The 12625-nt window shown below is 55.9% G+C and carries 11 protein-coding genes; 5 read left to right on the top strand and 6 right to left on the bottom strand.

Annotated elements, in window-relative coordinates; genetic code table 11:
- Nucleotides 1-319: 319 nt before the first annotated feature.
- Nucleotides 320-1816: an L-asparagine permease gene (gene ansP / locus APT89_RS04030; RefSeq protein WP_028013287.1), complete on the top strand. Its 1497-nt coding sequence runs from the start codon at nt 320-322 to the stop codon at nt 1814-1816.
- A 51-nt stretch (nt 1817-1867) separates the two neighbouring features.
- Here the strand turns inward: ansP and yncE are convergent, their stop codons facing one another.
- Nucleotides 1868-2929: a 7-bladed beta-propeller protein YncE gene (yncE, locus tag APT89_RS04025; protein ID WP_060571772.1), complete on the bottom strand. Its 1062-nt coding sequence runs from the start codon at nt 2927-2929 to the stop codon at nt 1868-1870.
- 243 nt (nt 2930-3172) lie between these two features.
- On the opposite strand from yncE, the gene pqqU reads away from it, so the two are divergent.
- Nucleotides 3173-5287 (top strand): TonB-dependent receptor PqqU, encoded by a 2115-nt coding sequence (gene pqqU, locus APT89_RS04020; protein WP_041909791.1) that lies wholly within the window; start codon nt 3173-3175, stop codon nt 5285-5287.
- A 119-nt stretch (nt 5288-5406) separates the two neighbouring features.
- On the opposite strand, the gene APT89_RS04015 is transcribed toward pqqU, so the two are convergent.
- The 3 genes from APT89_RS04015 to APT89_RS04005 form a co-directional block, all read right to left on the bottom strand.
- A complete protein-coding gene (locus APT89_RS04015) occupies nt 5407-6075 on the bottom strand; it encodes a GntR family transcriptional regulator (RefSeq protein WP_060571771.1) in 669 nt (222 codons plus the stop codon).
- A 253-nt stretch (nt 6076-6328) separates the two neighbouring features.
- On the bottom strand, nt 6329-7369 hold the full coding sequence (locus tag APT89_RS04010; protein ID WP_045630490.1) for an NADP-dependent oxidoreductase: 1041 nt from the start codon (nt 7367-7369) through the stop codon (nt 6329-6331).
- 65 nt (nt 7370-7434) lie between these two features.
- On the bottom strand, nt 7435-8010 hold the full coding sequence (locus APT89_RS04005; protein ID WP_028013292.1) for a helix-turn-helix domain-containing protein: 576 nt from the start codon (nt 8008-8010) through the stop codon (nt 7435-7437).
- Nucleotides 8011-8145: 135 nt separating this feature from the next.
- On the opposite strand from APT89_RS04005, the gene APT89_RS04000 reads away from it, so the two are divergent.
- Together APT89_RS04000 and APT89_RS03995 are read left to right on the top strand one after the other, a co-directional pair.
- On the top strand, nt 8146-8664 hold the full coding sequence (locus APT89_RS04000; protein ID WP_045260624.1) for a GNAT family N-acetyltransferase: 519 nt from the start codon (nt 8146-8148) through the stop codon (nt 8662-8664).
- Nucleotides 8661-9110 (top strand): DMT family transporter, encoded by a 450-nt coding sequence (locus tag APT89_RS03995; RefSeq protein ID WP_060571770.1) that lies wholly within the window; start codon nt 8661-8663, stop codon nt 9108-9110. Before APT89_RS04000 ends, APT89_RS03995 begins: the two co-directional genes overlap by 4 nt.
- Here APT89_RS03995 and APT89_RS03990 read toward each other — a convergent pair whose 3' ends face one another.
- Both APT89_RS03990 and APT89_RS03985 read right to left on the bottom strand, forming a co-directional pair.
- The gene (locus APT89_RS03990) at nt 9111-9344 is read right to left on the bottom strand and encodes a YdcY family protein (protein ID WP_060571769.1); all 234 of its coding nucleotides are present in this window, start codon (nt 9342-9344) and stop codon (nt 9111-9113) included.
- 55 nt (nt 9345-9399) lie between these two features.
- On the bottom strand, nt 9400-10998 hold the full coding sequence (locus APT89_RS03985) for an ABC transporter substrate-binding protein (protein ID WP_060571768.1): 1599 nt from the start codon (nt 10996-10998) through the stop codon (nt 9400-9402).
- Nucleotides 10999-11281: 283 nt separating this feature from the next.
- On the opposite strand from APT89_RS03985, the gene APT89_RS03980 reads away from it, so the two are divergent.
- Nucleotides 11282-12622, top strand: a complete 1341-nt coding sequence (locus APT89_RS03980; RefSeq protein ID WP_045630494.1) for an SrfA family protein — start codon at nt 11282-11284, stop codon at nt 12620-12622.
- Nucleotides 12623-12625: the final 3 nt, after the last annotated feature.

The raw sequence follows: 12625 nt of genomic DNA, 5'->3' as shown, positions 1-12625 counted from the left end.
CTATGCAATTATTAAGATATTCTGATGATTAAAGCAGCACTTCAATAATTGTTTTGACTAAAAAAGCACCACGATTCAGCGCGTTGTAAACCTTGTCTGCTCTGACCACACGATTTCCTTCGACCTGCATCACTTTCGGCACGGTTATATTTTGCGTCGCTTATCAATTGCAGGTAGGATGCCTCGCCATGTTTCGCCTTATCCATACGCAGAATGACTGGGAAGGCGGCATGTGTTTGCGCAGAAGCAATCGTTTGTATTGCGCTCTGCCAGGCAGGACTATCACGATAATGGTTCAGACAGGCAAACAGGTAACTCAATGAAAACAAGCAATAAAAGCGCAGCCGATCATCACGCTGCGAAACGTCGCTGGTTGAACTCCCACGAAGAGGGCTACCACAAAGCGATGGGCAACCGTCAGGTTCAAATGATCGCCATCGGCGGCGCTATCGGAACGGGTCTGTTTTTAGGTGCTGGCGCGCGTCTGCAGATGGCGGGCCCGGCTCTCGCCCTGGTCTATCTGGTGTGCGGGATCTTCTCTTTCTTCATTCTTCGCGCGCTGGGTGAACTGGTACTGCATCGCCCTTCCAGCGGAAGCTTCGTCTCTTACGCCCGAGAATTCCTCGGTGAAAAAGCCGCCTACGTGGCAGGCTGGATGTACTTCGTCAACTGGGCGATGACCGGTATCGTCGATATCACCGCCGTTGCGCTGTATATGCACTACTGGGGCGCGTTCGGTGATGTGCCGCAGTGGGTCTTTGCCCTTGGCGCGCTGGCGATCGTCGGCACCATGAACATGATCGGCGTGAAGTGGTTCGCCGAGATGGAGTTCTGGTTTGCGCTGGTCAAAGTGCTCGCTATTGTGATTTTCCTGGTGGTCGGTACCGTATTCCTCGGCAGCGGCAAGCCGCTCGATGGCAATGCTACCGGCTTCCACCTGATAACCGATAACGGCGGTTTCTTCCCGCACGGTCTGCTACCTGCGCTGGTGCTGGTGCAGGGCGTGGTCTTTGCCTTTGCCTCTATTGAGCTGGTCGGTACCGCTGCGGGCGAATGTAAAGACCCACAAACGATGGTGCCAAAAGCCATTAACAGCGTGATCTGGCGTATCGGTCTGTTCTACGTCGGCTCCGTGGTGCTGCTGGTTCTGCTGCTGCCGTGGAACGCCTATCAGGCCGGCCAGAGCCCGTTCGTCACCTTCTTCTCGAAGCTCGGCGTGCCTTACGTGGGCAGCATCATGAACATCGTGGTGCTGACGGCGGCGCTCTCCAGCCTGAACTCCGGTCTTTACTCTACCGGGCGTATCCTGCGCTCCATGTCGATGGGCGGTTCAGCGCCGAAGTTCATGTCGAAGATGAGCAAGCAGCACGTGCCTTACGCGGGCATTCTTGCCACGCTGGTGGTGTATGTCTTCGGCGTATTCCTGAACTATCTGGTGCCGTCTCAGGTCTTTGAGATCGTTCTGAACGTGGCCGCACTCGGCATTATCGCTTCCTGGGCCTTTATCGTGGTCTGCCAGATGCGTCTGCGTAAAGCCATTAAAGAAGGCAAAGCCGCAGATATCAGCTTTAAGCTGCCGGGCGCGCCGGTGACCTCCTGGCTTACCCTGCTCTTCCTGTTCAGCGTGCTGGTGCTGATGGCGTTCGACTACCCGAACGGCACCTATACCATCGCCACCATCCCGCTGCTGGCCGTGCTGTTGATCGCTGGCTGGTTCGGCGTGCGTAAGCGCGTTCACGAAATTCACAGCACCGCGCCGGTTCATCCAGACGATGAAAAACACGACGCGCCGCTGGTGGAAGAGACCTCGCGTTAAGCATCACACAGGCATTAAAAAGGGAAGGCATATGCCTTCCCTTTTTTTATATTACAGCGCGATACGAATCACATCGTCAGGCTGGGTCGCTTCCTGCTGGCGGGTAGATTTTTGCTTCACCGTCACGTAAAGCGTTTTGCCATCCGCAGAGAGCGCCAGGCTGTTCGGGTAGACCGGCGTATCGAACGTTTTCGTCACTTTGTAGGTCTTCGCGTCAATCACGCTCACCTTGCCGGCCTCACGGTGCGTCACGTAGGCTTCATTGCGAGCCGGATTAAACAGAACGGCCAGGGATTCAGGCGCGGCGATTTTCTCGATCACGCTGCCGTCTTTCAGGCTCACCGCCAGCACTTCCGGCTGTTTTGAATCGGTCAGGAACGCGCGCTGACCGGCAGTGTCCAGGCTCAGGTTCAGATAGAAGTGCTCTTTTCCGTCGTCCTGCACTTTTTTGCGGCTCAGGATTTTGTTGGTGGCGGTATCAATGGTGACCAGCTCACCGTCTGCATTGGTGGTGTACAGGCGTTTTGCCTTTGCATCCAGCGCCAGACCGGTGCTGTATGTGCCGGTGTTGGCAATGGTCTCTTTCAGCTTCAGCGTTGCGCCATCCACGACCCAAATCACGCTCTCTTTGCCGACACCGGTGATGTAAATCGTGTTGCTCGCGTCATCCGCCACCAGCTGGCGCGGCTGCAGCGGCTTGACGGTTTCACTGCGCTCGCGGCTATCAAGCACCAGTCGCCCTTTCACGTCGCCCGTTTTCGCATCAATGGCCGTCACCGCGCCGTTGATCGTATTACCCAGCCACAGAGTTTGCGTCGCGCCGTCGAGGGTGGCACCAAACGGTTTGAGATCGCTATGAATGGCCTGCGTCACCTCCAGCGTAGCAGGATCGAGGCGATAGATAACGCCACCCTTGTCGAGTTTACGGCTTTGCGACGTCGCAACCCACAGGGCGTTCTCCTGCTGGCTGACCGCCATTTCATAGGCACCTTTACCCACCGCTTTACGCAGCATCTCTTCGGCGGCATGCGCCTGGAAGGTTCCGGCAAACAGTAAAGCGGCAGACAGCAGAGACGTACTCAGGCGTGGCGAGCACAGATGGCGTAAAGACATAACAATTCCTTTTTTGAAAATTGGGGGTACTGCTGACATCGCTTCCGGCTGGCAACGTCATGGCATTGCCGTTTTGATGATGAGAATAGTAATCATTAATAAGTTAAAAGTGGAGTTTTTCTTTTCCCTGGTGCCTTTCATTAACGCAATGTGCGGTTATAGTTTTCAAAACATTTACAAAACCTTTAACATGTATGGACATGTTCCATTTGGTTCGTTTATACATCACAACCGGTTTTACTCATGAAAATCATATCTGCCCGTAAGGCATCTCTCCCGCTGCTGCTGGTTCCCGTTGTTTTTGCGCCTCTAAGCGCGATGAGCGCAGAGGAACAGACCATGATCGTCAGCGCCACGCCGCAAACCGTATCAGAGCTTGATACTCCGGCGGCGGTCAGCGTCGTGAATGGCGAGGATATGCGCCACGCCGCGCCGCGCATTAATCTCTCCGAATCGCTTGGCAGCGTTCCGGGACTACAGATTCAGAACCGTCAGAACTATGCTCAGGATCTCCAGCTTTCGATGCGCGGGTTTGGTGCCCGCTCAACGTTTGGCGTGCGCGGCATTCGCATGTACGTCGATGGTATTCCAGCCACCATGCCGGACGGACAGGGCCAGACCTCCAACATCGATCTCTCCAGCATTGACAGCGTTGAGGTTCTGCGCGGTCCCTTCTCCGCCCTGTATGGCAATGCCTCTGGCGGCGTGATTAACATCAATACGCAAACCGGGCAGCAGCCGCCGACCATCGAGGCAAGCAGCTATTACGGCAGTTACGGGACATGGCGCTACGGCATGAAAGCCACCGGCGCAATGGGCGATGGCACCCATGCCGGGGACGTGGATTACACCGTATCCACCACCCGCTTCACCACTAAAGGCTACCGCGACCACAGCGGCGCGCGGAAGAATCTCGCTAATGCCAAACTGGGCGTACGCATTGACGATGCCAGCAAGCTGACGCTGATTTTTAACAGCGTGGACATGAAAGCAAACGATCCGGGCGGGCTGAGCTATCAGGAGTGGCAGGATAACCCGCGTCAGTCCCCGCGTGGCGATCAGTACAACACGCGCAAGACCATCAAGCAGACTCAGGCGGGGCTGCGCTACGACCGCCAGCTCAGCGCTCAGGACGATCTCAGCGTGATGATGTACGCCGGCGAGCGTGAAATGACCCAGTACCAGTCGATTCCCTACCAGCCGCAGTTGAGGCCTTCTCACTCCGGCGGCGTGATCGATATGCAGCGTCATTATCAGGGGGTTGATACCCGCTGGACGCACCGCGGCGAGCTGCTGGTGCCGGTCACCTTCACCACCGGTCTGAACTATGAAAACATGAGTGAAGATCGTCGCGGGTACGAGAACTTTGTGATGAACAACGGCGTGCCGGACTACGGCGTGAAGGGTGATAAACGCCGGAACGAACGTAACCTGATGTGGAACGTTGACCCTTATCTGCAGACCAGCTGGCAGCTGACACAGAAACTGTCCGTGGATGCGGGCGTGCGTTATAGCTCGGTCTGGTTTGACTCTAACGACCATTACGTTACGCCGGGCAACGGCGACGACAGCGGTGACGCGAGCTATCACAAGTGGCTCCCGGCGGGCTCCGTGAAGTATGCGGTGACGGACGCGTGGAACCTCTACGCTGCCGCAGGGCGTGGGTTCGAAACGCCAACCATCAACGAGCTTTCGTATCGCGCCGATAACCAGGGCGGCCTGAATATCGGCCTGCAGCCTTCCACGAACAACACGTATGAGGTGGGCAGCAAAACCCGCATTGGCAATGGCCTGCTGACGGCAGCGCTGTTCCGCACCGATACGGATGACGAGATCGTGGTGGATGCCAGCTCTGGTGGCCGCACAAGCTATAAAAATGCCGGAAAGACCCGCCGTCAGGGTGTCGAAGTGTCTCTCGATCAGCAGTTTGCTGAGAACTGGAAGCTGAAAATGGCGTGGACCTACCTTGATGCCACCTACCGGACCAACGTCTGCGGCGACGCGGACTGTAACGGCAACCGTATGCCGGGCATTGCCCGCAACATGGGCTATGCGTCGTTTGGCTGGCAGCCTGAAGAAGGCTGGTACGCGGGCTCGGACGTGCGCTACATGAGCGATATCATGGCCGACGACGAGAACACGGCGAAAGCGCCATCGTACACGGTGGTCGGGCTGAATACCGGGTATAAATTCAACTACGGCAACTGGGGGATGGACGTCTTTGGCCGCGTAGATAACCTGTTCGACAAAGAGTACGTTGGCTCGGTTATTGTCAACGAATCCAACGGGCGTTATTACGAGCCAGCGCCTGGCCGTAACTACGGCGTAGGGCTGTCTGTCTCTTATCGATTCGAGTAAGAAATAAGTAAAGTTTATTTTATACCGAAAATAACGATCCTGATGGCAAAATGCCATCAGGAGTTATTCACCAGATAAATAATTAAACGCGGTATATAGTCGCTCTGTTAAATTATCTCTCAGTTAAAATATTGTCGCTGTAAAAGCGTATTCGCTTCATCAATCGATTTTTCTATCGCCTTCTGGCTGGCGTCAACATCCCGGCGTTCCAGGGCTGAAAGCAGTTCGTCATAGTGATACGTCGCTTCCTTAATGTCATTAAGCTCCTGGTGCAGATAGTTAATGCAAGGCCCGATGCGCACCCAAAGCTGTTCAATTAATGCATTCAGCGTGGGCATTTCCGCGTACTGATAAAGCGTAAAGCGGAAGATGCGATTTGCGTGCAATGCCTGCTGAACGTTCCCGTTGCGCAAGGCCTCATGAAAGGCCTCCGACAAATTGCGCAACGTCTCCAGCTTGCTATCAGACATGTTCTGGCATGCTGCGGCGACTGCCATGGGCTCAAGCTGTTTTCTGATGGCGTTAATCTCGTTATAACGCTCCAGCGTCACCTCAGGGACCAGAAATGCCTGCGCTGGGGTGGCGTGTAGCGCGCCTGAGGAGACCAGGCGCAGCAGCGCTTCGCGGACCGGCGTAATACTGGTGCCTAATTTATCAGCAATCTCTTTCGTAATCAGTCGTGCTCCTGGTTTGAGAGAGCCTGTAATTAACGCCCCTTTCAAACTGTGTTCAACCTGCATGGTAAGGCTAACCCTTTGGGCTTTTTCTAAGTGATCCAAATCAAGCATGTGTAATTCCTGTAGCTAAAACTTAATGCTATTTTTAAACGCCAGTTTTAATAAAACGGCGCCGGTACGATATATCCTGTATCGTCATGCCTGGTGGTGGGAAGTACAAAAACAGCAAAAAAAGCAAACGTCATTTTTTTATCGTTTTCGGGCTCATCGGGGATGATGGCGCGAAAAGTCATGTCCAGTAATTAAAGACAATATATCGTATCTTCACAAATAAATATGGCGGGAAACCCCGCCATATTGCGCTTTATTTATTGTCACTCGCGACGCGAATCACGACTTTGCCGAAGTTTCGTCCTTCCAGCAGGCCAATCAGCGCTTCGGGGGCGTTTTCCAGCCCGTCCGTCACCTGTTCGCGATAGTGGATTTTTCCCTCCTGCACCCAGCGCCCCATCTCTTCCTGGAACTCATGGATGCGGTGTCCATAGTCCTGACCGATGATAAAGCCCTGCATCCGAATGCGTTTCTTGAGGAGGGTCGCCATCAGAAGCGGCAGGCGGTCCGGCCCGTCAGGCAAGCCCGTCGCGTTGTAGCCGCTCACCAGACCACACACCGGCACGCGCGCGGAGGTGTTCAGCAGGGGCAGCACGGCGTCAAACACTTTCCCGCCGACGTTTTCATAGTAGACATCAATGCCGTTCGGGCAGGCCTGCCTGAGCTGGTCGGCAAAATCCGCGGCGTGGTGATCCAGGCACAGGTCAAACCCGAGAACCTCAACGGCATGGCGGCATTTCTCTGCGCCACCGGCGACGCCGACCACCCGGCAACCTTTGATTTTGCCGATCTGCCCAACCGTCGCGCCAACCGGGCCGGTCGCCGCAGCCACCACCAGCGTTTCACCCGCTTTCGGTTGCCCGATATCCAGCAGCCCCATATAGGCGGTAAAGCCCGGCATACCCAGTACGCCCAGCGACCAGGAAGGATGAGACGGATTGTCGCCCAGCTTCACCAGGCCGCTGCCGTCCGAAAGTTCATACTCCTGCCAGCCGCTGTAGCCCAGCACCCATTCACCGGCTTTGAAGTCGGGATGGTTTGACTGCTCAACGCGGCTGACCGTTCCCCCCACCATCACCGCACCGAGCTCAACCGGCGGTGAATAGGATGGCGCGTCGCTCATGCGACCCCGCATATAAGGATCCAGCGACAGCCAGACGGTACGAAGCAAAAGCTGCCCCGCACCCGGTTCCGGAACAGGCTGCGTTTCCAGACGAAAATTTTCCGCGACCGGTGCGCCCTGTGGACGAGAGGCCAGCACCCAGCGGCGGTTATGCGAAACAGAGTGATTCATCAGGATCTCCTTCTGGTACAAATGTCATTACAGCCTGGCTCACGATCGGCATTATCGCCTTAACATTACGAGGCAGACTGGTTAAGCCGGACCACAAGATAGATGCAGGTTTCGTTCGTTTCGTTGATAAAACGGCAGTCGTTTGGCGGCCCCAGCTCCAGACAGTCTCCGGCCTTCATCTCGTGGCGAGTATCGCCCTCCTGGAAAACCAGCTCGCCGGACTGCAGCCAGATCAGCTGCCGCGCGAGCGCGTAGGAGGACGCCGGCATCGGGACGTCGCTCCCCGCGGGCAGCTCAATCTGAACGAGATCGATAGGCAGATCGGTACGGGGAGAAACGTGGCGACGAAGGTAGTGGGTTTGCGGATCGCGCCAGACGGGCTGGTTCGCCAGGCGCAGGAGTTTTCCCTCCTGCATCTCGGCTCTGGCAATCAGGGTCGACATGCTGATCCCAAACGCGCCTGACAGGCGGGCAAGCAAGGTTGCCGTCGGGCTGCTGTCGCCGCGCTCTATCTTGTGGATCATGGCGCGAGATACGCCTGCCCGCTCGGCCAGCTCGCTAAGAGACCAGCCGCGTGATTCACGTTCGAGGCGAATTCTGGCGCTAATACGCTGATTCATTGTGTCTGTTATTGTGTTCATAACGTCATACTAAAGCGTATGAAGGCCGTTTCAATGGGGCTCATAATCATTCTCACGTAGCGCTCTGACGATACAGTTGTGTAATATCATATCTATAGCGTAATACTATAGTAAACAACATACAGAGGTTTAATCATGATCGTTCGTCACGCCTGTAAAGAAGACTGCGCTGCGATAGGAGAGATCTATAACCATGCGGTGCTGCATACTGCCGCGATCTGGAACGATAAAACCGTTGATACCGATAACCGAATCGCCTGGTTCGAGGCCCGCACGCTCGCGGGTTACCCGGTTCTGGTGGCTGAGGAAAATGGTGTGGTTACCGGGTACGCCTCTTTCGGCGACTGGCGCGCCTTCGACGGCTTTCGTCACACGGTTGAGCATTCGGTGTATGTCCATCCGGAGCATCAGGGTAAAGGCATTGGCCGGACGTTAATGAAAGCGCTGATCAACGAGGCCCGCGCCATCGGCAAACACGTGATGGTGGCCGGCATTGAAGCGCAAAATAAGGCCTCGATTCACCTCCACGAAACGCTCGGTTTTGTGACCACGGGGCAGATGCCGCAGGTGGGAACCAAGTTTGGCCGCTGGCTGGACTTAACCTTTATGCAGCTGCAGCTGGACGAGCGCAGCGACCCGGACGCAATCCCATGAATCAGTCGCTGACGCTGGCGTTCCTGGTGGCGGCGGGGATCGGTCTGGTGGTGCAAAACACCTTAATGGTGCGTATCACCCAGTCCTCCTCCACCATTCTTATCGCAATGCTGCTGAACTCCCTGGTCGGCATTGTGCTGTTTGTCAGCATTCTGCTGCTGAAGCAGGGCTTCGCCGGGTTCAGCGAGCTGGCCGCAACGGTGCGCTGGTGGACGCTGATCCCGGGGCTGCTGGGGTCGTTTTTTGTGTTTGCCAGCATCAGCGGCTACCAGAACGTTGGCGCGGCAACGACCATCGCGGTGCTGGTCGCAAGCCAGCTGATTGGCGGGCTGGTCCTTGACATGCTGAGAAGCCATGGCATTCCCCTGCGCGCGCTGATCGGCCCGGTAAGCGGCGCGGTGATGCTGGTCGTCGGGGCCTGGCTGGTAGCGCGACGCCAGTTTTGATTACAGTATGGTGCCGCCCCTGGTCAGCTGTTCCTGGCGCGTGTCCATCTCCTCTTTGTGCTGCTTACCGTGGTGCGAAATCGCGGTACGCAGACGCTGCTGTTGGCCGTAACGGTCTTCACGGCTGAGATCGGCATCATCGCTCAATGCAATCAGCAGTTCGTTCATGTGGGCGATGACGCTCTCTTCGATGGCGGCATCCACGCGGGCGGTAACTTCGTTTAAATGTGACATTGTCACTCCTTGTTTTTGCCGGGTTGTGGCTTACGCCTCACCCGGCAATAAATGCTTAGTTCAGCTTCGCTTTAGAGAAATCGCTGCCCATCAGGCTCACGCTGTATCCGGTCACGTTGCTGCGGGTTGCAAAGAACGTTTTGCCGTTTGCCAGCGCGATCCACGGTGCCTGCTGGTAGAAAATCTCCTGCGCCTGGCCGTACAGTTTCGCACGCTCGGCCGGATCGCTGGTCAGCTTCGCTTTTTGCACCAGTGCATCATAACCCTTATCGCACCAGCGCGCGGCGTTTGACCCGGTTTTAATGCTGTTGCAGCCCAGCAGCACATCGGCGAAGTTGTCCGGGTCACCGTTATCGGACATCCAGCCGAACAGCGCGGAGTCGTGCTCGCCTTTGCGCATCCCGGAGAGGTATTCGCCCCACTCGTAAGAGACGATTTTGACCTTCACGCCGACTTTCGCCCAGTCGCTCTGGATCATCTCCGCGATACGACGCGAGTTAGGGTTATACGGACGCTGAACCGGCATTGACCACAGCGTGACTTCTGCGCCCTTCTCCAGTCCGGCCTGCTTCAGCAGCGCTTTTGCTTTATCAGGATCGTAGCTGTAGTCCTGCAGATCTTTATTAAAGCCCAGCATATTTGGCGGGATCGGCGATTTTGCCACCGTACCGGAGCCCATAAAGACCGCATTAACGATAGCCTTCTTGTCGGTCGCGTAGTTCAGCGCTTGACGCACCAGCACGTTATCGAACGGCTTTTTCTCGGTGTTAAACGCCAGATAGCCGACGTTCAGCGCATCGACAGAGTGCAGCGTCAGGTCTTTGTTCTTTTTAATCACGTCAAACTGAACCGGAGACGGCGCAGGAATAATCTGACACTCGTTGGTCTGTAATTTCGCCAGGCGGGTTTCCACGTTTGGCGTGATCGAGAAGATAAGATGTTTGGTCGGCACCTCGCCATCCCAGTAGTTCGGATTAGCGACGTAGCGGATCAGCGAGTCCACCTTGTACTGCTGGAGCACATAGGGCCCGGTGCCGATCGGCCAGGTATCTACGTTCTCAGGCGTGCCTTTTTTCAGCATCACATCGGCGTATTCGGCGGAAAGGATCGACGCGAAATCCATTCCCCAGTCGGCCAGGAACGCGGCGTTGGGTTCACTCAGGGTGAACTGAACGTGATAATCATCGACCTTCTTTACGTCCTGAATCAGCTTATCGAGCCCGACATCGTTGAAGTATTCGTAGTTGCCCTGGGACACATTATGGTACGGGTGTTTAGGGTCTTTCTGACGCATCACCGAGAAAATAACGTCATCGGCGTTAAAGTCGCGCGTCGGCTTGAAGTATTTGTTGCTGTTGAACTTCACCCCTTTGCGCAGGGTAAAGGTATAGGTCTTGCCGTCCGGTGAAATCGTCCAGGATTCCGCCAGTGACGGTACCGGGGTATTTTTCACCGGGTCGAAATTGATCAGGCGGTTGTACAGAACCTGAGAGCTGGCCACGAACGACGGGCCGGAGCTGGCGATTTGCGGGTTGAACGACTCTGGCGATGCCTCGGAGCAGTAAATAAGGGTGTCGTTGTTTGCCGCCCATGCGGCACTGGCTGGTAAAAGAGCGCTCAGCGCAAGGGCGAGCAGCGTTTTCCCTGTAGACATAGTTATAACCCTGACAGTTTTATTATATAGGTCAGTAATAACAGCACAGCCCTTATCACCTGGCAAATAACGAAACACTATCAGGTTATTCTAAAGCCGCGTTTTTTGCCGGTTTTGCCGCCAGTGCAAAAATAGGTGATTTGCCTTAAGTGACGTTATTCGTCAAGCACAACCGTCACGATCTATGCCGCAAGAAATCGGCGCTTTTAGCGTCTCTTCCTCCGTTTGTTTGCTTCCTCGTTTCGTTAAAGTAACGGTGTGAAGAAGTATATGGGATCAAATCGTGGCAAAAACTCTTTTACGCAGCGGTAATCTGGATGATTTTCAGGCCGTTGGCGGCGGCGGACAGGCCGTTTTTGAATCAGCGTTACAAATCCGGGAAGCGCTTCGATTGCGCAAACAGCAGGCCATAGTGGACTGTCTGGCTATTCCTCAGGTCAACGACAGCGGCGACCGCGTGGACTGGTATTCCCCCGTTGAGGGAAGCGTCACCAGCTGGAAAGCGGCCAGTGAAGACGACCGCTATCGCGCCCTGCGCTATCTGGAAAACACGCTTGCCAGCGTTGAGTCGTTAAGCAAGAAATGCCTCCAGTCGCCCAAAACCGCGCAGCAGCTTTTCGGCTCGCTGCTGTCGAAAGCGTTTCAGTTTCCCGGCGAGAATTTTGTTTTCCTGGTCGCAGGAAAGCCGATTATTTGCTTCTGGGGTTTTGTAAACCTGAACGAAAATGCGCGCGACGATGTGCTCGACTGCCTGCGTGAAGCGTTGATCCCCGAGCCTGCCCCCGTTGTGATTGAAGAGCCCGAGCCAGAAACCGAGCCCGAACCGGCCATCACCTTTGAAAAAGCAGACGAGCCGCTGATTGCGCCCGTCGCCGCCGTGCGTATTACGCCGGAAGAACTGTATGAGCCGGAGCCCGCGCCGGTTGTTGCGCAACCCGCTCAGGAACCTGCGCCTGTTGCCGTCACGAAAAAACGTCGCATTCCCCTGTGGACCCTGCCGGTTGCCGCCGTGATTGTGGCAGCCGTTGCCGCGCCGCTGCTGTGGCCAAAACAGGCCCCTTCGGCAGAGCCCGCTCCGGCACCGGCTCCTGAGCCCGTGGCTATTGCACCGCAGCCGATCAAAGCGGTAGAGCCGCTGGCTATGAATCTCCCCCTGCATCAGGCTGAGGTCGTCGCCAGTAAAGAAAAAGAACCCGCGCCTGCGCCTGAAGCCGCACCGGTGGTAATTGTTCCGATCCCGAAAGATGCCATGGTGATGGAAGCCGGTCAGGTGAAAGCCGGGTCGACGCGCTTCCTGAACGGTACCTGGCGCGCGGTTCTCGACGTGAAAGATCCGGTCACCGGCAAGCCGCCGTCAATGCGCTATCAAATCCAGAACAATAAAGGTTTCGCCCGCGTCGTGCACGGCGACAACATTGTCTGCCGCGCGGAGATTTTCTCCGGGCTGCACAGCAATGGCGAGCTGATGATTAAAAGTCGCGGCAATGCCCGCTGCACCGACGGTTCCCGCTATCCGATGCCGGAAGTCGCCTGTAAAGCCGGGGCCAGCGATATCGCAGAATGTCGCGCTCGCTACGATGCCAACACCGTCGTCCCACTGACGTTCAAGAAAGCAGGTGCCTGATCC

Source organism: Enterobacter sp. 50588862 (assembly GCF_001462935.1).
In the GTDB taxonomy this organism is placed as follows: domain Bacteria; phylum Pseudomonadota; class Gammaproteobacteria; order Enterobacterales; family Enterobacteriaceae; genus Enterobacter; species Enterobacter bugandensis.
This window is presented reverse-complemented; position numbering and strand designations above follow the sequence as displayed.